This is a genomic window from Marinobacterium nitratireducens, from assembly GCF_014645375.1.
Classification (GTDB): Bacteria; Pseudomonadota; Gammaproteobacteria; order Pseudomonadales; family Balneatricaceae; genus Marinobacterium_A; species Marinobacterium_A nitratireducens.
On record NZ_BMLT01000007.1, the window covers coordinates 180,432 to 202,402 of the forward strand.

A 21,971-nucleotide genomic window follows, 5' to 3' on the forward strand; every position below is an offset into this window, starting at 1 on the left:
AGGGCCGCTCCCTTACTTCTTCGCTACGATGCCGAGTTTTTCAGCGGCAGCGCCGTATTCCTTTTTCTTCGCTGCAATGAACTCGTCCATCTTGTCGTAGGTGATATCGGTGAGCACGAAGCCGCCTTCTTCCATCTTCTTCTTGAACTCAGGATCGGCGTTGATGTTCGATACGATATCCGACACTTGTCGTTTGATCGCTTCCGGGGTCGATGCCGGCACGGCCACACCACGGTAGGCGCCGCCAACCAGGTCGAAGCCCAGTTCCTTGAAGGTGGGAACCTCAGGGAAGGCCGGCAGGCGCTCGTCGGATGCGACCGCCAGCATGCGCAACTTGTCACCGTAGTTGGAGCCGGAGGTGGCATAGTTGAACCCCGCCATCACCTGGCTGCCGAGAACGGCGGTAATGGCAGGACCGGTACCACTGAACGGAATGTACGTCGTGGTAATGCCGGCCATCTCATCGAGCCGCACCTGGGCGATATTGTTGGAGGAGTTGGAGCCGGAGCCGCTGAAGGTCACCATGGCCGGGTTTTGCTTGGCGTACTCGATCAGATCGTTCAGGTTAGTGAATCGACTGTCGACGGGGACGAAGATCGCATCGGGCGTGTAATGGAAATAGTGGACCGGGGTCAGGTCATCAGTTTGGTAACCGACGTCTTTTTGCAGCGGTTGCAGAATGGTATGCGGAATGTTGATGCCCATGATGGTGTAGCCATCGTTAGGCATGCCGTTCAGTTGGGACCAGGCAACTGCGCCGCCGGCACCTGCCATGTACTGAATGACGGTGGGTACGCCGGCAATTTTCTCAAATGATGCCTGCTGGAAACGGGCGGAGAGGTCGGACTCGCCACCGGCATTGAATGGAATGATGTAATTGACCGGTTTGCTGGGATAGTCATCAGCGGATGCGGAGTTCGTGAACGGTGTCACAGTAAGTGCGGCAGTAGCGGCGATGGACGCGATGACTTTTTTCAGGTTATTGGAGAACACTTCGATCACCTCGCGGGGTTGTAGTTGTTGTTCGCCGTTACTTTGTACCCTAGAACCTCTGCTGAACCATTAACTCTGGATCACTACAGAATTGAACTAAAATCACGACTACGTTTTGATCCCATGTCCACCGCCCGGATTTGGGTTGTAGTGGCGTCGCTCCTAGGCACGGATTTTCAGTGGCGCAGGGGGCTGTTCGAGCACACGTGCAAGGGTCAGACTCTCTAAGATGGCAGACCGCTGGATCACAGGCCGGCGAGTTGGCTGGAAGCCTTGCTACGAGCCGGAGTGCGTGTTGTAAAGGGTAGGATCCGGTGACGGATCAGTCTGAAACCGCGTCGTTTTCGTCGGATACTCCAGCGCAGTTGCGTAAAAACCGACTCATGTCCCGCGATAGGTTCATGTAAAATATCGCAAACTGCGGAAGGTTCCATTCGTACAGTTCAGCAAAGTGCTGACTTGTGATTCGCAACACGAGACAGTCGCAATTTGCCACGCTACTGAACATTCTTGGGCGAAGAGCGATCATCGCCGGAAACCCGAGGCTTTCGCCTATGTCCGTAGTTCGTATGTTATGCCGCCCAGCATCCGTATCATCGTAGATCGTAATATCGCCCGACAGTACGATGAAAAAGGACTCTGGCCGCTCCCCCTTGCGAAACAGCAGTTCGCCCTTTTCGAGATGCACAAGCTCACCAAACTGCAGGACTTTCTCGATAAAGGTGTCCGGAAGCGCCCCGAATGCCGACATCTCATGCAAGGATTCGTATGGGGTGCGCTGCAATATCAAAGCCAATTCATCTGTGCGCACGGTCTTGCCCCGTTTCGATAGACGCCCTCATTGTTAGCATCTACCTGAATGAAAGCCTTTCGTCGAAAAAGTATAGTCTCGAGGCAAGAGAGCATCTTTAATGGGTTATCAATCGACAGAATGGGCCGGGGTGTACAGCAGTAACTGACAGAAGGCCGGGTCAAGCCAGCGTCCAAACTTGAAGCCGCCCCCGGGCAGTGTACGCACGTGCTTGAAGCCAAGTTGGTCATGCAGCGCGATGCACCCGGCGTTTACCGCATCAAAGCCACCGAGCACTGCGTGCACGTCGTTCTGCCAGGCTACAGCGATCAGTTGTTGCACCATCGCCCGGCCGAATTCGTGGCCACGATGCTCCTTATGCACATACACCTCGTGCTCCACTGTGTACTTGCAAGCAAGGCTAGGCAGTTTTGTTAAATCTGCCCACCATCGTAGTGCTGTAGGTTTCTGAATTTCCGTGCAGTCGCCTTCCGAAAAACGACCGCTGGGAGTCCTGGACTACGAGGAGTGGAGCGGACCGGTCGTGCTTGATGGGGCTTGGAGCCCCCAGATTGAAAGCCGCCTGCAAGCGTTGACCGAACATCACGCGCAATCATAAAACACATATAAATCAATAACTTATATGCGCATAACCTACATTATGTTAAATTGCTTATTTTGAAAGCGGGATTATTGTACGTTCGTCACGAATGGGTGTCAGCACAAATAGGCGTCTGTGCAATCCGCTCAGTAGCGTTTTTGAGACTGGTAAAGCCGGTGATGAACAGAATTTCCGAATTGTAGATCCAGTCTCAATGGCACTGTTTACGGCGTACAATCCTACGCTGCTAACCTATCCACGATTCGCAGGGCCCCTGTGACAAGGATCAGCTCACGCCCGTTCCGGGCGCCTGCTTTCAGGTCAGTCGCCCGGATACGTCGAGACGCTATCTCGGCTGCTGACGCAGCTGACGGCCGTGGAAGACGTAGCCGATCAGGTTCATCAGCACCTGCGCGGCCAGGATGCTGGTACTGCCGGTCCGGTCATAGTCCGGCGCGACCTCGCACAGATCGATGCCAACCACGTCACCCGCCAGCGCCACGCCCTGCAGAATCTCCATCACTTCGTAGTACTGGAAACCACCGTGACTCGGCGTGCCGGTACCCGGCGCGATCGACGGGTCGAAGCCGTCGATGTCGATGGTGATGTAGTAGTTGACTCCCTTCGGGATCAGCTCCAGCACGCCCTCGGTGCCCAGGCGGCGCACGTCGCGCACCGACAGGATGGTGGAGCCGGCCGCTTCCGCTGCCTTGTGGTCGGCGCGGTTCGAGGACGAGACGTTGCGGATGCCGAGCTGCGTCATGCCGGTGATGTGATCCTGTTCCGAGGCACGACGGATGGGGTTGCCGTGGCCGAAGCGAACGCCGTGGCGCTCGTCGACGAAGTCCAGGTGCGCGTCGATCTGGATGATATGGATCGGCCCACGGCCCTCGAAGGCGCGGATGCAGGGTGCGTTGACCGAGTGGTCGCCGCCGACGACCACCGGCAGTGCGCCGGCGTCGAGCATCTTGCGAACGCCGTACTCGATGTTGGCATGACTCTTCTCGGTATTGGTGTGTACCATGTCGGCGTCACCGATATCGACGATGTCGACACCCTCGAGGTACATGACATCGTCTTCGTAGGAGTAGGCGCCGCTGTGGCCGAAGGAGAACAGCGTCGAGGCCTCGCGGATCGAGCGCGGCCCCATGCGGGCGCCCGAGCGCCACTGGGTGCCGCAGTCAAAGGGCGCGCCCATGAATGCCACATCGGCCTTGATGCTGTCCCAGTCTTCACAGGTTCTGCTCTTGGCAAAGGTGCAGAAACCGACGAACGGCAGGTTCAGTCGGCCCTTTTCGTATGCATTTTCACTCATCGTTCTTAATCCCCGATTACGGGCCGGCCTGTGCGACCGGCGCGCTCATTCGAAAGTCGTATCAGCCCAGCGTGATCCAGACCGACTTGGTTTCCAGCAGGCTGTCCAGCTGCTCGGGGCCCAGGTCGCGACCGACACCGGACTGTTTGTAACCGCCAAACGGCATTGCCGGGTCGATGGTGCTGTGGGCATTGACGTAGACAGACCCCGCTTTCAACTGCGGAATCAGCCGGTGTACCCGGTTGAGATCGTTCGAGTAAATCGCCGCCGCCAGGCCGTAGATGGAGTCGTTCGCCAGCGCCACCGCTTCCGCTTCGCTGCCGAACGCCTGGCTGACCAGTACCGGCCCGAAGATCTCCTCCTGCACGATCTTCATGTCATTCCGGCAGTCGGCGAACAACGTCGGCTCGACGAAGAAGCCGGGGCCCTCCGGCGCCTGACCGCCGCACACCAGGCGCGCGCCCTCCTGTTTGCCGGCCTCGATATAGCCGAGCACGCTGTCCTGCTGCTTCGCCGAGACCATCGGGCTGATAAAGCAGTCGGGATCGAGCCCCGGCGCGACCTTGAGACCACGGGCATAGTCCGCCAGCGCTTCAAGGAAACGGTCGTAGATCGACTCGTGCACGTACAGGCGGGAACCGGCGTCGCATACCTGTCCGGAGTTGAAGAAGATCCCCTGGGCGACGGCTTCGGCTGTCGCCTCGATATCGACATCGTCGAACACCAGTACCGGCGACTTGCCGCCGAGTTCCAGCGTCACGCGCTTCATATCGTCGAGCGCCGCCCGGCCCACGGTCTGTCCCACCGGTGTCGATCCGGTGAAGGTGATCTTGTCGATGCCCGAATGGCAGGACATGGCGGCGCCGATCACCGAGCCGCGTCCGGTGACGATGTTCACCACACCGTCCGGAATGCCGGCTTCCTGCACCAGCTCGGCAAACCGCAGGGTGCTCAGCGACGTCAGCTCCGCCGGCTTGACCACCACCGTGCACCCCACCGCCAGCGCGGCACCGAGCTTCCACGCCATGGTCTGCAGCGGGAAGTTCCAGGGAATGATCGAGCCGACCACGCCGACCGCTTCCTTGCGCGTATAGGCAACATAGCTGCCGGGAAGAGACGCAGGCTCGGCGCTGCGGCCCTGTATTTTGGAGGCCCAGCCGGCGAAATAACGGAAAGTATCGATGGTGCCCTGGATATCGACGTCGCGAGCCTGCGCCACCGACTTGCCCATGTCGATCGATTCGATCTCGGCGAGCTGATCTGCGTTCGCCTCCAGCAGATCCGCCAGGCGATGCAGCAGACGCTCGCGTTCCAACGGCTTGAGTCGGCTCCAGGCCCCTTCGTCGAACTGGTGACGGGCGGCGGCCACGGCGCGATCCAGATCCTCGGCGGTGCCTTCGGGAATCAGCGCCAGCACTCCACCGGTCGAGGGTTCGATCGACTCGCTGACGGCACCGTCGCTGGACGCCACCCAATCGCCGCCTATAAACATGCGCGGCTGCCGGTCGAGGAAGTCCAGGGTCGCCTGTGAAACCTGATAACGGTCGAGATATGCCTTTACGGTTGTGTCCATCTTTGCCTCTTTTCATTGCGGTTGGGTGGACAGGATGCTGCCCGAGAACCTGTAGAGGTCAGTATGGAAAAGCGAATTACGTTTAAAAATATATATCTATCAATTCATACATTGATAAAAATATGAGCATAAAGGGCGGATCGAACGGCCATTAAAGCCAGGCTCCGAGAAGGCATTGGCGCACTATTGCATGGATATTTATAAACCTAATGATTGATACATTTTGATTTATCAATGACACGTGTTGGCGAAAAATAGGACTCCTGAACGGACTGTGATCGGGATCCTGCTACAACCACGCGGCCCGGATGGAAGGTCCCTCCTAATAAGCAGAACCATGGGGTTTCGAACATGACCGATCGGTACGACTACATCATCATTGGCGCGGGCTCTGCAGGCTGTGTACTGGCCAACCGGCTTACCGAAGACCCCTCCGTCTCGGTCCTGCTGCTGGAGTCCGGCGGCAGCGACAGGAGCGTTATCATCCAGATGCCGACCGCCTTTTCGATGCCGATGAACACCACCAAGTACAACTGGCGCTACGAAACGGTGCCGGAGCCGCACCTGGACGGGCGTCGCGTGCACTGTCCGCGCGGCAAGGTGCTGGGCGGGTCCTCGTCGATCAACGGCCTGGTCTACATCCGTGGCCACGCCTGCGATTTCGACGAATGGGAGGAGTTGGGCGCCCGGGGCTGGGGCTATCAGAACTGCCTGCCCTACTTCCGCAAGGCCGAAACCTTCGCCCACGGCGGCGACGACTACCGCGGGGATAACGGCCCGCTGCACACCAACAACGGCAACAATATGGCCAACCCCCTGTACCGCGCCTTCGTCGATGCCGGCGAAGAGGCCGGCTACATCCGCACCGACGACTGCAATGGCCAGATGCAGGAGGGCTTCGGCCCGATGCACATGACGGTGAAGAACGGCGTGCGCTGGTCGACCGCCAACGCCTACCTGCGCCCGGCGATGAAACGCCCGAACCTGACCGTCATCACCCACGCGACGACGCGCCGGATCCTGCTGGACGGCAAGCGCGCCACCGGCGTCGAGTACGCCCGCGGCGGCCAGACTCTCAAGGTCCTGTGCAATCGTGAGGTACTGCTGTCGGGCGGCCCGATCGGCTCGCCGCATCTGCTGCAGCTGTCGGGCATCGGACCCACCCGGGTACTGCGCGATGCCGGTATTGTCCAGCGGCACGAACTGCCCGGCGTTGGCGAGAACCTGCAGGATCACGCCGAGATCTACATCCAGTTCAGGTGCAAGCAACCGATCACGCTGAACAACAAAATGGACCTGCTCAGCAAGGCGCTGATCGGCGCGCGCTGGATGCTGTTCAAGAACGGACTTGGCGCCACCAATCATTTCGAGTCCTGCGGTTTCATCCGCTCCGAAGCCGGGCTCAAGTGGCCGGATGTGCAGTTCCACTTCCTGCCCGCCGCAATGCGCTACGACGGTCACGCCCCGATCAAGGGGCACGGCTTCATGGTGCTGACCGGGCCGAACAAGCCGAAGAGTCGCGGCCACGTGCGAGTCGTTTCGCCCGACCCTGAAACCCATCCGGCAATCCAGTTCAACTACCTGGAACGGGAAGAGGATCGTGAAGGGTTTCGCAGATGCGTGCGCCTGACGCGGGAAATCATCGGCCAGCCGGCAATGGACCCCTACGTCGATGGCGAAATCGCGCCGGGGCCGGACGTGCGTACCGACGACGAGATTGACGCTTTCGTGCGCGATAACCTCGAAAGTACCTACCACCCCTGCGGCACCTGCCGCATGGGCGAGGACGAGATGGCGGTGGTGGATTCGGAACTGCGCGTGCGCGGCATCGCCGGCCTGCGCGTGATCGATTCCTCGGTGTTCCCCAGCGAAACCAACGGCAATCTCAATGCCCCGACCATCATGCTGGCCGAACGTGCCGCGGACCTGGTCCGTGGCCGCCGGCCGTTGCCCCCCGCCAACGTCGAGGTCGGCCTGGTGGACGGCTGGGAAACGCAACAGCGCCCCCGTGTACCGGCACGCAAGGTGGACGTCTGACGGGGCCGGCTCTTCTGCATGGGTAGCGGTTAGACGGGTTCTGCTGCCGGACGATAGTAAGGACCTGAGGAGTGAAAAAGGGCCGATAAGCCAGCTTATCGGCCCTTTTTCATTGCAGGAATCCGAAGAATCCCGGTACGAAGTCGGGAACCTGCGGGTTAGAGAAAGGACCGGTTACCGTGACGTACTGCATACCCCTGAGCGATAATGCGGTAATGCGGTAATGCGGTAATGCGGTAATGCGGTAATGATGATTAGTTTGATATGAGAGAAAGTATATGACCGCCCGACACCACAGCCTGCCGAATATCGCCGACTTCGACCTGCGCCTGTTGCGGGTCTTCCACGCCGTCGTGCATAACAAGGGCTTCGCCGCGGCGCAGGACGAGTTGGGCGTTTCCCAGTCCACCATCAGCATCCAGATCGGCCAGCTCGAGGACCGGTTGGGTATGCGGCTTTGCGAACGCGGACGCAAGGGCTTTCACCTGACCGACGAAGGGCAAATCGTGTTCGAGGCTTCGCAGAGCCTGTTCCGGGCGGTGGAAAACTTTCGTGGCACCATTGGCAGTACCCGGGGGCAACTGATCGGGGAGGTCCACTTCGGTATCGTCGATGCCATCGCCAGCAACCAGTCGATCAACCTGCATCGCGGCATTGGCGAATTCGCGCGACTGGCACCGGAAGTGAAGCTGCACATCGACGTCTCGTCACCCCAGGAGCTGCTGCAGGGGCTGATGGAGGAGCACTACCACGTCATACTGTCACCGATGTCCCGGCTGCACAGCTCGGTCCATTTCATCCCGACCTTTCGCGAGCAGCAGGTGCTTTTCTGCGGCGCAGACCACCCCTTCTTCAGCATGAAGGGGGAGGAAATCGACGCCAGCCTGATCGCGCAGTCCGCCTATGCCGGACGCACCTACATGCGCGACTGGCAACCGCCGCAGGACCTTGAGCTGAACCACCGCGCCACCGCGTCCCATATGGAAAGCATCGCACTGATGATCCTGTCCGGCAGCTACCTGGGATATCTGCCGTCACACTTCGCTGAGAACTGGGTGCAATCAGGTCTGATGCGCCCGCTTCTCCAGGAACGGCTTGCGTACGACGAACAGTTCTACCTCGCCCACCGCAAGAGCGAGCGCAACCGCGCCGCCCAGGCGTTCGCGCAGTGCCTGCAGCAGCAGATGGAGCCGGAGGCCTGACGGGGTATGCTGACGCATTTCCTCCAGGGAGTGCCGCGCCGGCGTAAATGACCGCGGCGTCAGACCGGTTCGTGGCGGCTGCACGATGCGGTTTGTCCAGCCGAAAAAAACGGCCGCCTTTGTTGAAGGCGGCCGTTTTGGCGGGTTAAGAACGTTATTCAGTCTTTCGCGGCAACGGGCCCGAGTTCAGGTGCCATCCCGCCTTCGTAAGCGCAGCCCTTCGTGCTCCGAGGATAATCTCCCCAGCCGAATCGTGTCGCGAACAGTCGGGTACCGGCGATATGGACAATTCCAGCCAGAACGCAGGACGGCAACGATGCGGACAGGTAGGCAAACGGGGTGCTGTTCTCCAGCGTCTGCGGATTGAAGATGAGCACATAGGTGGCGAAGCCAACCACCAGCGCCACCAGCGCGACCGGGTTGAAGCCCGCCCAGTAACGGAAAGGCGAAAGCCGCTCATCGGTGAAGACCGCACGCAGGCTGACCCGCTGACGCCGCAGCAGGAAGTAATCCGCGATGCCGATCCCCGCCAGAGCGCTGTTCAGGGCCGAGGTCCAGACCAGGAAGATAAAGAAGCCGTCGTAAATGCCTGGCACCGTGAACACGATCACCACCGGTGCGATACAGAACAGCACCACCAGGAGCTCCCAGCTGATATGCCGAAGACGCTCCCCGACTACCTGCCGCAATCCGACGATGGAGGTATAGAGAATATTGGCCATGCTGGTAACGTTTGCGAAGGCGATAAAGCCGAGTGCGATGATCCCGAAGGTGAAGCCGCCAATCTGCATCATCCACACGGTAGGGTCACTGTCGCCGAACCTGGCGGCGGCCAGCAGGCCAACGATTTCGCCCAAGACCGCCGCGCCGAAGACACCGACGATATTGGGCCAGAAGGCCGTGCGCTCGTTCTTGCTCAGCCGCGCCAGGTTGCCGATATAGGGCCACCAGGAGAAGCCGGCGGCCATGTTCACCTCGACCGCGATCATGAAATTCAGGTGCTTGTCCTCGAAGGGTTCATCGATGGCCGGCAGCGCCATCAGCTCCGACCAGGAACTGTTGCTGAAGATCAGATACAGCATGACGCCCATGATCAGTACCAGCGTCGGCGCGATGATGGTGTTGAATACCTTGATCGACGTCGGTCCCCTGGCGACGATAAAGGCAGTCAGCACGATGGCGAAAAAGGCCGCCAGGTAGACCAGCATGCCCTGGGGCTCCGCCGCCCGCTCGGTGACGAGCCCCGTCAGGCTGTCGATCGAGCGTCCGAACATCAACCCCAGCACCGCGAGCCATCCCATCGTCAGGAACACCACCGCCAGCAGGTAAACCAGTCGACTGCCGTTGACGCCGAACTGGCTGCGCAGGAAGGTGAACTGCTCGGTGCCGTATTTGCCGGCGGCGATGCAGCTGGACAGTGCCATGATCAGCACACCGAGAATATTGCCGATCACGATGGCGGCGATTCCGGCCTTTACTCCGACGAACAACGCGGTGGCACCGCCGATCAGGAAGGCCCAGGTCGCGATTGCCAGAGCCGAGTTGGCGTAGGTGAACTCCCAGAAACCCCACATGCGCTCGGCGGGCAGAAGCGGCGCATCGCCACGCTCCGCAGCCAGTCTCAGGTCAGCTTTGTCGATCGATGCCATGCTCAATACCCCCAGAGATAAAAAGTAACCACCAGACCGAGGGTCAGCAGGACCATGGCACTGTAGTCGCCGACGCCGAGAGCGCCTTCGAGCGGACCTCGCGCTTCAAGCGTCTCGTAGTGGCGTAGGCGTCGCTCGAGGTCCCGGGCCGCGTCGTCGCCCGGGTCCTGTCTGGACGCGTCGTAAACCAGACTGTCGCTGTTGTTCTTTTCCATTGAAGACTCCGGCTTTTATTGTTTTCGGTCCGGACGCAATACGCTTTGGGTAATCAAAAGAGCGTCTGCGCCCTCCTTTCAGCAGTATGGAAAAGGGGTTTTCATTGAACAATATCACCGTATCAATACATACTTTGATAAAAACCAAGGCTTAAAACGTCCGGTCGCGAGTACCCCAGAGGGTACGCCTTCGAAGCTGCGTAGCGCCGGATCCGCCGCAGACCGCTCCCGTGGGTCGGCGGTGATCCAGAGAATATATCGCCTCATGGGGATTCTGTACGAGGTTCAGCCAGGAAGCCTTCGGCGTAACGACGCAGCCGCGCCATAAGCCCCTGCACATGGTGCAGCTGACCCCGGGCGTCCTGGCGCTCCTGCGCCAGTCGATGCTCGAGCTCGCCCGGTTCCGGCATCTCGGTTTCGCTGACGTCACGCCAGGGGATGAAGGGATCAGCCGGCTCGTCCGCAAAACGCAACGGCGGCGCGTAGTAATCGACCTCCTCCTCCAGACCGTAGGCCACCACCTGGGGTTGTTCGTCGCCGAGCAGCAGGAGCTCCATCAGCAACAGTGCCATCGGAAGTTCCCCCTGGCCGCTGCGGCAGGCCCTGTGTCCCCAGCCGTTGCGCTCCGTAACGAGTTGCGCATCCTTGATATGCACATCGCTTATCCAGGGCCCCATCGCCGCCAGCGCGTCGAGCGGTCGCTCCCGGGCGTTGAGCATATTGGCGAAATCAAACAGCAGCCCGAGCCTCGGATTGCCGACTGCCTCGACGATGCGCACCAGCTCCTCGCCCCTGAGATCTTCGTGCTGTTCCAGCGTAAAACGGAACTGCCCGTGCGGGTCCAGCTCCTTCAGCCGACGCAGATCGTGAATCGTCCAGTCGATGATTTCCGAAACCCGCCCTGCGTACCGCGGATAACAGCGGATCGAGGTCGCCGCCAGCGCACGGCCGACTCTGACGGCCGTCTCAAGTTCGGCCCGATCGGTGGCGCTCACCTCGAGGTGGATCTCGAGGCCATACTGCTGCGCCAGCGAATGCAACACCTGCAAGCGGGCGTCATCGCAGTGCCGGAGACTCTGCGCCTCGCCATCATCGAGATGGATCTTGATGCCCCTGAGCCGGTGATCCCTGGCAAAACCAAGCAGGTCTTCGATCGCGATCCGATTGCTGCGGAAATTGAGGTGAAAGGCATAGGCATGGGCATAGAGCGGGATCCGCTGGCTACGCTCGATCAGCCGTCGCGCCTGCGCGGGCGACAACTCGGGCCAGGTTTGATTCAGGATGGACTTCATTTGATATTCTCCAGGGAAAGCTGCAGTTCCAGCCCCTCGAAGCGCCAGAATTCGCGGTCGATCTGTAACGTTCGCCCCTCGGCGTCGGTCCGGGTGCGCTTGATATAGAGACCGGGAGCACCGTTGGTGCACCCCAGAAGCTGTTGCGCTACGCCCTCGAGACGGACGGGGCGCACCATCAGGTTCGCCAGTCGCGGCTGGATGCCGAACTCCTGCTCCCAGACCTCGGTAAAGGAGCGACCATCGAGCCTGGCCAGATAGTCCGGCGCCAGCAGCCCGTTGATGAGGACATCATGTACGAAGATGCGGTGGCCGTTGAGCGCCCCCCAGCCAAACACCCTCAGCAGCGGACTGCCCGGCGCGATGCCGAAGTCCGACGCCTGATTGGTATCGGCGATGATGATCTCCTGCTCCAGATCCTGCCAGCTGGCCTCACCCTGGACCCGGGCGGCGCGCTCGAACCCGACGTGACTGAGCGGGTCGTAAACGTAGCGCGGCTGAGCGACGAACCAGCCGCGCCGGTCAAGACGGAAAACAGCCCCCTCGTTTTCCAGCGCCAGCAACGCCTGACGCAACGACATCCGTTTGACCCCGAGGCTCTCGCACAGCTCCCGCTCCGGCGGCAGTTTCTCACCGGCCTGCCAGCGCCGCTGACGTAACGCACTCTGCAACGCCAGTCGGGCGCTGCCGGCCGACGTCATTGTCATCTCTGCTCCCATACCCAGATTTCCCTGCCGTTAACACTAATGCAACACTTTTGGTTTAAACCATAATAGCAACCAATATGGTTTAAACCAAACATATTGGTTTAAACCAAAACAGGTGCTATGGTTTAGACCAATCCGGTTACCGGCGCTCATCAGACGGTATCGGATTCACGACCTGCAGCCCCATAACAACCGGAGAAATGACAGATGAATTCAGTCTCTCGCAGGCTTCCCCCCCTCCTCGCCAGCATGCTGCTCGGCACTTTTGCCGGATCCGCACTGGCTGACGCGCGTCCCGACCTGACCGTCGCGGTCGCGAAGAACCCCGTGCGCCTTGATCCGATGGCGGAGAACAGCAACGTCAACGCGCGCGTCATGAAGAATGTTCTCGAGACATTGATCTACACCGACAGCCAGAACGACGGCGCGCTCAAGCCGGGACTCGCCGAAAGCTGGCAACGGCTCGACGGACGCACCCTGGCGCTTAAACTCCGCGCGGGTGTGCAGTGCCATAACGGCGAGCCCTTCGATGCCGAAGACGTCGCATACAGCCTGGGACCCAAGCGTTTTCTCGGAGAACAGGCGCCCGGATGGGGCATTGGAAGCCAGTACTTCGGAGAACTGGAGCAGGTCGAGGTGGTCGACAGTCACACCGTGCACATCCGCTTCAAGGAGGACGACCCACTGCTCGAGCTGCGTTTCGCCAACTGGATGAGCGAAATGGTCTGCAAGGACGCCTTCGAGGCGGCCGGGAGCTGGGAAAACTGGCTCAAGCACCCCGTCGGTACCGGCCCCTACCGCCTGGCCGAGGTCAAGTACGGTGACTACATCAAGCTCGAGGCCTTCGACGGCTATTGGGGCGGCACGCCGCCGGCGAAAAGCGTGACCTTCAAGGAAGTACCGGAAACCTCGGCGCGCATCGCCGGTTTGAAGACCGGTGAATACCAGATCGCCACCGAGTTGACGCCGGATCAGTTCAGCCTGCTGCAGGACGATCCCGATACCGCCATCGCCGGCGGCCCGGTGCAGAGCATCCGGGTGGTGATCTACGATGAAAGTCACCCGCAGCTGAAAGATCCGAAAATTCGGCAGGCCCTGAGCTACGCCATCGACCGTCAACTGATCGCCGACGCTCTTTATGACGGTCGTGCCAGCGTACCGAACGGGCTGCAGATGAAGGCCTTCGGGGATCTTTACATCGAGGATCACCGCAGCATCGGCTACGACCCGGACAAGGCCCGCCAGCTGCTGAAAGAGGCCGGCTACAAGGGCGAGGAAATCTCCTACCGATACCTGCAGGACTACTATACCGGCGAAGTCAGCACCGCCGAGATCCTCGCCGACATGTGGCGACAGGTCGGCATCAACGTCAAGCTCGAACTGAAGGAGAACTGGGCCCAGATCGAGGACGCTCCCGAAGGCCGGGGTATCTTCAACTGGTCCAACAACGCCGAGTACCCCGATCCACTCGGTCAGATCTACCGCCTCTATGGCCCCGACGGCTGGTTCCAGCGCAACCACACCTACCAGAGCGAAGCCTTCAATAACTGGGGTGAGCAACTCAAGAGCAGCGACAAGGCCAAGCGCGTCGAAGCCGCGCGTCAGATACTCGACATCTATGAGCGTCTGGACCCGCCGGGCACCTACCTGCATACCCTGCCGATGTTCTACGGCGTCCGGACCAGCCTGGAATGGATTCCCAGTGACACCCCCTACATGGACCTGAGCAGCCGGATGCTGCGATTCAAGGGCTGACAGGCCTCTCCCGTTAAACGGGCGGGTATCACCCGCCCCTCAACCACGAACAGGAGTTTCGGATGCAAGCTCTTTTGGAAACCCGGGACCTGCACGTCGCTTTTGCCCTTGAGCAGTCCCGGGCCCCGGTTGTCAGAGGCGTCGACTTCAGTATTGGGCGCGGCGAGATCGTCGGCCTGGTGGGGGAAAGCGGCAGCGGCAAGAGCGTCACCTGCATGGCGGCGATGGGCCTGCTGGACGAACATGCACACCTCAGTGGCGAGGTTCGCTGGGATGGAAAACCATTGTCCGTGCAGGACGATGTCTGCATGAGCCGGCTACGCGGCCGGGAACTGGCGATGATATTCCAGGACCCGATGAGTGCACTGAACCCGGTACAGACGATTGGCAAGCAGCTATTCGAGGCGATCCGCCTCCACAGTGCGGACCGGCCCGGGCGCCGCGAGCTGGCGGCACGCGCCATCGCCCTGCTTCGCGATGTCGGCGTGCCTGCACCGGAGCAGCGCCTGAAGGCTTATCCGCACCAGCTTTCGGGCGGACTATGCCAGCGTGTGGTGATCGCCATGATGCTGGCCGGCAACCCTCGCCTGCTGATCGCCGACGAGCCGACGACGGCGCTGGATGTCACGGTACAGGCGCAGATCATCGAGTTGTTGCGCACCATTCGGGACAGTCGCGGCATGTCGATCATCCTGGTGACCCACGACCTCGGGGTGGTGGCACAGACCTGCGATCGGGTGCTGGTCATGTACTGCGGGCGTGTCGTCGAAAGCGGGCCCGTGGCAACTGTGTTCGACTCGCCACGTCACCCCTATACCCAGGGTCTGCTTGCCTCCCTGCCCCGGCTCGACAGCCAGGATAGGTCCCTTAAACCGATACCCGGTCTGGTGCCGCAGCCCCATCAAATCGGCGATGGCTGCGCCTTCGCACCGCGCTGCCCCAACGCCGCAGGCGGATGCTACAGCGATTCGCCGCCACCGCAGTATGGCGAACAGGATCAGTTGTTCAGTTGCTTCTATCCCATATCTGTCCAGTCGAGCCGAGCCACGCGATGATGAACATCAGCACTTCCCCCAAAACCGCTACTGCGCCGCTGCTGAGCGTTCGCGACCTGCGCTGCAGTTTCAAGGGCGGCACACGCAGCCGCCTGTTCGGTCCCCTGAAACGTATCCAGGCCGTCAATGGCGTCAGCTTCGATGTCCTGCCGGGCGAAGCCTTCGGCATCGTCGGCGAGAGCGGCTGCGGCAAGTCGACCACCGCCAAGCTGATCCTGAACATGGCCAATGCTTCTGCAGGCTCGGTGCGGTTACGCGACCAGGAGCTGCTCGGCCTGGATGACAGCGCCTGGAAGCCGCTACGCCGGAAACTGCAGTACGTATTCCAGGACCCGCTGGGTGCGCTGGACCCACGCATGAGGGTGCTGGACCAGGTGATCGAGCCCCTCTGTATCCACCAGCTGCACGCCCCGGCGACCCGTCGCCGCCTTGCCGCCGAGCTGTTGCAGAGTGTCGGCCTGCAGCCGGGACAGCACGGCAAGTACCCGCATGAGCTCAGCGGCGGCCAGCGACAACGTGTGGTGCTGGCGCGGGCGCTTATACTGCAACCGGAGTTGCTGATATGCGACGAGCCGATCTCGGCGCTCGATGTTTCGATCCAGGCCCAGATCGTCAACTTGCTGCAAAGCCTGAGGCGCGAACTTGGCCTGACGTTGCTGTTCATCAGCCACGACCTGTCCGTCGTGCATCACCTCTGTGACCGGGTCGCGGTGATGTATCTCGGCCGGATCGTTGAAACAGGTCCCGCCCGTCAGCTGTTTTCGACGCCGCGCCATCCCTATACCCAGGCGCTGGTTTCGGCAATCCCTCACACGGCGCAGGCCTCCCCTCACGCCCGTATCGTCCTTACCGGCGAGCCTCCCAGTCCGGCCCAGCCGCCGGATGGCTGTGCTTTCCACCCCCGCTGCGCCATGGCCTCCGACCGTTGTCGCCAGGACACACCGGCACTGACCGACGATGGCACGGGCCAGGCGGTGGCCTGCTTTGAGGCCCGCCTTGACCTTCGGGAGGTGTCCTGATGAATGCTCTGTACATCATGCAGAAACTCGCCCGTTCATTCCTGACTGTATTGCTCATCGTCACCACCGTATTTGTGGTGCTGCGGCTCTCCGGCGATCCCGCCGTCTACGTGCTGGGTCTGGATGCGGACGCCGCCGCAATCGAAGCCTTCCGTGATCAGTGGGGCCTGAACAGGCCGATCTGGCAGCAGTATCTGCAGTTTCTCGCCAACGCTGTGCAAGGGGATTTTGGCTACTCGTACTTCGAGGAAAGGGGCGCCATGGAAGCCGTTCTCGAACGCCTGCCGAAGACGCTGCTGCTGATGGGCGTTACCGGCGTACTGACCCTGTTGATCGGGATTCCCGCCGGTATCTATGCGGCGCTGCACCATAACAGCTGGATCGACCGGTTCACCATGCTGGTATCGGTGGCCGGCTTCAGCCTGCCCAACTTCGTACTCGGCATTTTCCTGATCCTGCTGTTTTCGGTTACGTGGCAGTTGTTACCCTCCAGCGGCAGCGGCACCTGGCAGCACCTCGTGATGCCGGTCCTGACCATGACCGTGGCCGAGGCCGCCATATTCGCCCGCTTCACGCGCTCCGCCATGCTCGAAGTGCTGCACCAACCCTACATGCGCACGGCCAGGGCCAAGGGCCTGCGCTGGCACCAGGCCGTGCGCCGCCACGCGCTGCCCAACGCCGCCATACCGCTGATCACCCTGGTGGGCTTCTTCGTCGGCACCCTGGTCGCCGGTGGCGTGGTAACCGAAAGCCTTTTCGCCTGGCCGGGACTCGGACGGCTGCTGGTCAGCTCCGTGGCCAACCGCGACCTGGCCGTGGTGCAGATCATCGTCATGCTGATTGCCTGCTCGATGGTTTTCACCAACCTGCTGATCGACCTGATGTATGGATGGCTCGACCCCCGCGTCGGCAGCCTGAGAACAGGAGACTGAGATGACGACTATGACGGTAACCGCCCCGCCCCTTAAGTCCAGGCTCCGCCTGCCGCTGCTGATCTGGCTGTCGCTTGGATGGCTTGCCCTGATGCTGCTGGTTGCGGTCAGTGGCGATCTCTGGGTGCCTTTCGATTACCAGGGTATCGACCTGCGCGCCCGGCTGCAGCCGCCCGCATGGCTTGAAGGCGGCAACTGGCACCACCCGTTCGGCACTGACCATCTGGGTCGCGATGTCCTGAGCCGACTGGTCACCTCCATCCAGATCAGCCTGCTGGTCGCCCTGATCGGTACCCTGATCGGTGCCCTGCTCGGCACCCTTCTGGGGCTGCTGGCCGCCCATTTCCGCGGCTGGGTGGACGACCTGGTGATGATCGCCATCGACTACCAGGCCTCGATCCCGTTCATGATCCTGGCACTGGCGGTGGTGGCCTTCTTCAGCAACAGCCTGGTGCTGTTCGTTCTTCTGATGGGTATTTTCGGCTGGGAGCGCTACGCCCGTATCAGCCGCGGGCTGGCGCTATCGTCGGTGCGGCAAGGTTACGCTGTCGCCGTACGCACCCTGGGCGCCTCGCCGTGGCGCATCTACAGCCGCCACATTCTGCCCAATATTGCCAACGCCCTGATCGTCAATATGACGCTCAACTTCCCCCAGACCATCATGCTGGAAACATCGCTGAGTTTCCTCGGCCTCGGCATCCAGCCGCCCATGACCAGCCTCGGCAACATGGTCGGCTTCGGTCGCGATTATCTTTTGACCGCCTGGTGGCTCGCCTCCATACCGGCGCTGGTGATCTTCTTCACGACTCTCGCCTTTGCGCTGCTGGGCGACTGGGTGAGGGACAAACTTGACCCGACCAGCCGCTAGGCAAATACATCCCCCGATATCCCCTACGAGAGAACCAAGCACAATGACGACCCTGTCTCCGGCCGATCTGGCCAACCGGATGGCCGACCGCGCTCGCGCCATCCTCAAGCCCTACTTCCGCACCCGTATCCAGGTGCAGGACAAGGCGGACACCAGTCCCGTCACCATCGCGGACCGCGATACCGAAGCGGCCCTGCGGGAGCTGCTGTTGAACCACTTCCCGCACCACAACATCATTGGCGAGGAACATGGCCAGCAACAGCGGGGCAGCGACTTCACCTGGGTGATCGACCCCATCGACGGCACCAAAAGCTTTATCTCGGGTATGCCCACCTTCGGCACCCTGATCAGCCTGCAGCACGACGACCGGCCGCTCATGGGCCTGATCGACATACCCTTCTCGGACGAGCGCTGGCTGGCGCAGCGCGGTCAGGGCACCCGCTGCAACGGACAGATCTGCCGGACCTCGGGCGTCTCCGAGTTACGGGAGGCCATTCTCTACAGCACCGAGCCGGACCCCTTCAGCCCCTCCCAGCTGCAACGTTTCAACGACCTGGCCCGGCGGGTGAAGCTCCGTCGCTTCGGAGGCGACTGCTACCTCGCGGGACTGCTCGCCAGCGGTCACATCGACCTGCTCGTCGAGGCAGGTCTGAAGGTCTACGACGTCATGGCGATGGTGACGGTCATCGAGGAAGCCGGCGGCTGTATCAGCGACTGGCACGGTCAGGCGGTCGGCGGCCCGAACTGGGACGGCAGCCTGCTGGCATCCGCTTCAGCGACCCTGCACCGTCAGGCGCTTTCGGTGCTGCAGGCCGAAACGACGACGGTTGCGTCACTCGACGCCTGACCCGGGATATCCCGGCCAGCATAAACACCGGCAGGTTTAGCCGAAAGCCATCAACGGCCGAGGTACAGGGCTCCCGTTCGAACGACCGGAGCCCTCTGTGACAACAGGACATATCAATGAAATTCAAACTGCCTACTCTGTTCAATCGGACCAGCCGGGTAGAAGACAATATCGACAGCTTTTTCGACCGTGTCGTACTGGCGGGACTCCTGTTCCGCCAGGCGATGAAGCTATATATGGAACACGGCGTCTGCGTCGAGTTCGAGGAAAAGCTGGCGCGCGTGGAGGCGTTGGAGAGCGAAAATGACCAGCTTCGACGTGAGATCGAAACCGAAATTTACGTCCATACCCTGATACCGGACCTCCGTGCCGACGTCATGTCACTGCTGGAGGATGTCGACGTACTGCTCAATCTCTACGAGGCAGCGCTGTTCAAATTCCATATCGAACAGCCGCAGTTCCCGTTGCCCACCCTGCCGGACCTCGCCCGGTTGCTGGACACCGTCTGCGACTGCGTCGAGGTGCTGATCGCCTCCGCCCGCGCCTTCTTCCGCGACATCAGGGCGGTACGCGATAACAACTGCCGGGTACAGTTACTCGAAACCGAGGCCGACAAGCTGAGCACCGCATTGCTGAGGCGGATCTTCGCGTCCGAGCTGGATGTATCCCGCAAGATTCACCTGCGCTACTTCGTCGAACGCATCGACATGCTGGCCAACACTGCCGAGGACATCAGCGACCGGCTTTCGATCTATGCCATCAAACGGCGCATCTGAGGAATGACGGCATGGACCTGAGTTTTCTGTTCTTCGTGTCCAGCGGACTGTTTCTCGGCTGGTCGCTGGGGGCCAACGATGCCGCCAATATCTTTGGCACGGCTGTCGGCTCGCGCATGCTGCGCTTCTCGACCGCGGCGCTGCTCTGTTCGGTGTTCGTGGTGCTCGGCGCCGTCGTCGATGGCGCCGGCGCCGCCCGCACACTCGGTTCGCTGGGTGCTGTGAACGAGATTGCAGGCGCCTTCGCGACTGCCTTGGCCGCAGCGCTCGCCGTATTTCTCCTGGTCCGCGCCGGAATGACCGCCTCGACCACCCAGGCCATCGTCGGTGCCATTGTCGGCTGGAACTGCTTCACCGGCGCGTACACGGATGCCGATACGCTGCTGACGATCCTTGCCACCTGGGTGTTCTGCCCCGTGCTCGCGGCACTGCTGGCGATGACGCTCTCGAAAGCCGTCGAATGGAGTTTGCGTCGTTTACGCCCCCATCTACTGACCCAGGACGCCCTGACCCGGCTGGCGCTGATACTGACCGGTGCGTTCGGTGCCTATACCCTGGGTGCGAACAACATCTCCAACGTCATGGGCGTGTTCACCACCGTCTCGCCCCTGCAGGATATTGCCGTGGCCGGCTGGCGCTTCAGTGCCACCCAGCAACTGTTCCTGCTCGGCGCGCTGGCCATTGCGGTCGGCGTCTACACCTATTCCAGCCGGGTGATGCAAACGGTCGGTAACCGGCTGCTCCAGGTGTCCCCGGTTTCCGCCTGGGTGGCCGTTATTTCACATTCGCTGGTGCTGTTTCTGTTTTCCTCCCGGTCGCTGGAGCGGCAGCTGATCGATTGGGAGTTGCCGCCGATTCCGCTGGTCCCCGTCAGCAGCACCCAGGCCATCGTCGGGGCCATGGTCGGCATAGGTCTGTTGAAGGGAGGCCATGCCGTGAACTGGCGACTGATCGGCCGCATCGGATGCGGCTGGGTGGCGACTCCCCTGGTCGCCGCAACAATCTGCGTCTTCTGTCTTTTCGTACTGCAGGAGCTGCTTCACCTCAGCGTGGCCCGCCAGCAGCAGTTCGTTGTCTCACCACCGGTCATGCAACGCCTGCGGGCTGAGGGGCTCGATGCCGACACGCTTGGAATACTTGACGGCCGTCGTTACGACTCGGCCCAAGCATTGATTGCCAGCGCCGAACGCCGCGAACCGCTCGAGAAAGCAGAGCGGCAGGCGCTGCTTCACTTCAGCTACCGCAGCGACTACCAGCTCGACGCCGACGCAGTCGATGACAGCTGGTTTTCGACCGGCCAGCGGCAGGCGCTCTCCGCCCTTGCAGGCGAACGTTTCGAGTACCGCTGGCAGATAAGGGATGCGCTGGCGTCGCTCAGCGAGGACTGGCGTCCGAGAGAAGACAGGGAGGTGCCGGCCAACCGGTTGTTCAACCGCGAGCTGCAGCAGAAATTCGACTACCTCTACCGGATACTGGAGCGCTGAGCGGCACCGAGGGAAAAGTGCAGCTCAAGCGCTTCGAAGCGCCAGTACTCCCGGTCGATCTGGATCACCCGCCCGCTATGATCGGTCTTGGTGCGCTTGATATAAAGCCCGGGCGCGCCGCTTGTGCAGCCCAGCAGCTGCTGCGGTCTGCCCTCGAGCCGCACCGGGCGGATCAGCAGATCCGCAAGTTGCGGACGGATATGGAACTCCTGCTCCCAGACATCGGTAAAAGAGCCTCCTGCCAGTTTTTCAGGATAGTCGGGCGCCAACGCGCAGTTGATCAGCACGTCGTGAACGAAAATCCGGTGGCCATTGAATGCGCCCCAGCCAAATACCCTGAACAGCGGTGCGCCGGGCTCGATGCCGAAATCCGCCGCCTGTTCCGGGTCACAGGCGATCCGGTGCTGCTCCAGATCCTCCCAGCTAGCCTCTCCCTGACCCTGGGACGCCTTCTGGAAGCTGACGTAACCGAGGGGATCGTAAATGAAGCGGGACTGGGCGACAAACCAGCCCTTGCGGTCGATGCGAAAGATCGCCCCCTCGTTTTCAAGCGACAGCAACGCCTGGCGCAGCGACATCCGCTTGACCCCCAGGCTTTCGCAAAGCTCTCTTTCGGGCGGCAACTTTTCGCCGGCCTTCCAGCGTGGTTCCTGCAATGCCTGCTGTAAAGCCTGCCGGGCCAGACTGGCTGAAGTGACTGCGGCCGTCGTCGACATCCTGTGTATTTCCCCTGCATCCCTTTGGTTGCCCCACGGGCGTCGGATCGCCGACGGCACGTGGCTTAAAACGGGAAAGTACACTCTTTTGCGCGAACAGCGCCAGCCCCGGGGGAATAATCGCCGCCGAAAGCCACACCGATCC

General features: G+C 61.2%; 20 protein-coding genes. 10 read left to right on the top strand and 10 right to left on the bottom strand.

The window, feature by feature from the left end:
- Positions 1-12: 12 nt before the first annotated feature.
- From IEX85_RS14880 to IEX85_RS14900, 5 genes are all read right to left on the bottom strand, one after another.
- Entirely contained in the window at positions 13-993 is a 981-nt protein-coding gene (locus tag IEX85_RS14880; RefSeq protein ID WP_188861397.1) for a tripartite tricarboxylate transporter substrate binding protein, read from the bottom strand.
- A 322-nt stretch (positions 994-1,315) separates the two neighbouring features.
- Positions 1,316-1,804, bottom strand: coding sequence for a cyclic nucleotide-binding domain-containing protein (locus IEX85_RS14885; protein WP_188861398.1), 489 nt, complete (start codon positions 1,802-1,804; stop codon positions 1,316-1,318).
- Positions 1,805-1,912: 108 nt separating this feature from the next.
- A complete protein-coding gene (locus IEX85_RS14890; protein ID WP_373290917.1) occupies positions 1,913-2,185 on the bottom strand; it encodes a GNAT family N-acetyltransferase in 273 nt (90 codons plus the stop codon).
- A 545-nt stretch (positions 2,186-2,730) separates the two neighbouring features.
- Positions 2,731-3,699 (bottom strand): agmatinase, encoded by a 969-nt coding sequence (locus IEX85_RS14895; RefSeq protein WP_188861399.1) that lies wholly within the window; start codon positions 3,697-3,699, stop codon positions 2,731-2,733.
- Between the two features lie 61 nt (positions 3,700-3,760).
- Positions 3,761-5,272 carry an aldehyde dehydrogenase family protein gene (locus IEX85_RS14900; RefSeq protein WP_188861400.1) on the bottom strand — a complete coding sequence of 504 codons (1,512 nt, stop codon included), beginning with the start codon at positions 5,270-5,272 and terminating at the stop codon, positions 3,761-3,763.
- A gap of 351 nt (positions 5,273-5,623) precedes the next feature.
- Between IEX85_RS14900 and betA the strand changes: the two genes are divergently transcribed.
- A complete protein-coding gene (gene betA / locus IEX85_RS14905) occupies positions 5,624-7,309 on the top strand; it encodes a choline dehydrogenase (RefSeq protein ID WP_188861401.1) in 1,686 nt (561 codons plus the stop codon).
- 278 nt (positions 7,310-7,587) lie between these two features.
- Complete coding sequence (locus IEX85_RS14910) at positions 7,588-8,511, top strand: LysR family transcriptional regulator (protein ID WP_188861402.1); 924 nt, start codon at positions 7,588-7,590, stop codon at positions 8,509-8,511.
- 158 nt (positions 8,512-8,669) lie between these two features.
- Here the strand turns inward: IEX85_RS14910 and IEX85_RS14915 are convergent, their stop codons facing one another.
- The 4 genes from IEX85_RS14915 to IEX85_RS14930 form a co-directional block, all read right to left on the bottom strand.
- The gene (locus IEX85_RS14915) at positions 8,670-10,160 is read right to left on the bottom strand and encodes a purine-cytosine permease family protein (protein WP_188861403.1); all 1,491 of its coding nucleotides are present in this window, start codon (positions 10,158-10,160) and stop codon (positions 8,670-8,672) included.
- 2 nt (positions 10,161-10,162) lie between these two features.
- Positions 10,163-10,375 carry a hypothetical protein gene (locus IEX85_RS14920; RefSeq protein WP_188861404.1) on the bottom strand — a complete coding sequence of 71 codons (213 nt, stop codon included), beginning with the start codon at positions 10,373-10,375 and terminating at the stop codon, positions 10,163-10,165.
- 263 nt (positions 10,376-10,638) lie between these two features.
- Positions 10,639-11,667 (bottom strand): sugar phosphate isomerase/epimerase family protein, encoded by a 1,029-nt coding sequence (locus IEX85_RS14925; RefSeq protein ID WP_188861405.1) that lies wholly within the window; start codon positions 11,665-11,667, stop codon positions 10,639-10,641.
- Positions 11,664-12,374, bottom strand: a complete 711-nt coding sequence (locus IEX85_RS14930) for a GntR family transcriptional regulator (protein WP_188861406.1) — start codon at positions 12,372-12,374, stop codon at positions 11,664-11,666. The genes IEX85_RS14925 and IEX85_RS14930 overlap by 4 nt, the downstream gene beginning before the upstream one ends.
- A gap of 207 nt (positions 12,375-12,581) precedes the next feature.
- Between IEX85_RS14930 and IEX85_RS14935 the strand changes: the two genes are divergently transcribed.
- The 8 genes from IEX85_RS14935 to IEX85_RS14970 all read left to right on the top strand — a co-directional run bounded on the left by IEX85_RS14935 (position 12,582) and on the right by IEX85_RS14970 (position 21,110).
- A complete protein-coding gene (locus IEX85_RS14935; protein ID WP_188861407.1) occupies positions 12,582-14,129 on the top strand; it encodes an ABC transporter substrate-binding protein in 1,548 nt (515 codons plus the stop codon).
- A 62-nt stretch (positions 14,130-14,191) separates the two neighbouring features.
- Positions 14,192-15,184 carry an ABC transporter ATP-binding protein gene (locus IEX85_RS14940; protein WP_188861408.1) on the top strand — a complete coding sequence of 331 codons (993 nt, stop codon included), beginning with the start codon at positions 14,192-14,194 and terminating at the stop codon, positions 15,182-15,184.
- Positions 15,181-16,203, top strand: a complete 1,023-nt coding sequence (locus tag IEX85_RS14945; RefSeq protein WP_229721949.1) for an ABC transporter ATP-binding protein — start codon at positions 15,181-15,183, stop codon at positions 16,201-16,203. The genes IEX85_RS14940 and IEX85_RS14945 overlap by 4 nt, the downstream gene beginning before the upstream one ends.
- On the top strand, positions 16,203-17,135 hold the full coding sequence (locus IEX85_RS14950) for an ABC transporter permease (RefSeq protein ID WP_188861409.1): 933 nt from the start codon (positions 16,203-16,205) through the stop codon (positions 17,133-17,135). The genes IEX85_RS14945 and IEX85_RS14950 overlap by 1 nt, the downstream gene beginning before the upstream one ends.
- Before the next feature lies 1 nt (position 17,136).
- Positions 17,137-18,003, top strand: coding sequence for an ABC transporter permease (locus IEX85_RS14955; protein ID WP_188861410.1), 867 nt, complete (start codon positions 17,137-17,139; stop codon positions 18,001-18,003).
- 43 nt (positions 18,004-18,046) lie between these two features.
- Positions 18,047-18,850 carry a histidinol-phosphatase gene (gene hisN / locus IEX85_RS14960; protein WP_188861411.1) on the top strand — a complete coding sequence of 268 codons (804 nt, stop codon included), beginning with the start codon at positions 18,047-18,049 and terminating at the stop codon, positions 18,848-18,850.
- 116 nt (positions 18,851-18,966) lie between these two features.
- Complete coding sequence (locus IEX85_RS14965) at positions 18,967-19,626, top strand: DUF47 domain-containing protein (protein ID WP_188861412.1); 660 nt, start codon at positions 18,967-18,969, stop codon at positions 19,624-19,626.
- 11 nt (positions 19,627-19,637) lie between these two features.
- Entirely contained in the window at positions 19,638-21,110 is a 1,473-nt protein-coding gene (locus IEX85_RS14970) for an inorganic phosphate transporter (protein ID WP_188861413.1), read from the top strand.
- On the opposite strand, the gene IEX85_RS14975 is transcribed toward IEX85_RS14970, so the two are convergent.
- Entirely contained in the window at positions 21,089-21,826 is a 738-nt protein-coding gene (locus IEX85_RS14975; RefSeq protein ID WP_188861414.1) for a GntR family transcriptional regulator, read from the bottom strand. The genes IEX85_RS14970 and IEX85_RS14975 overlap by 22 nt on opposite strands.
- Positions 21,827-21,971 lie beyond the last annotated feature (145 nt).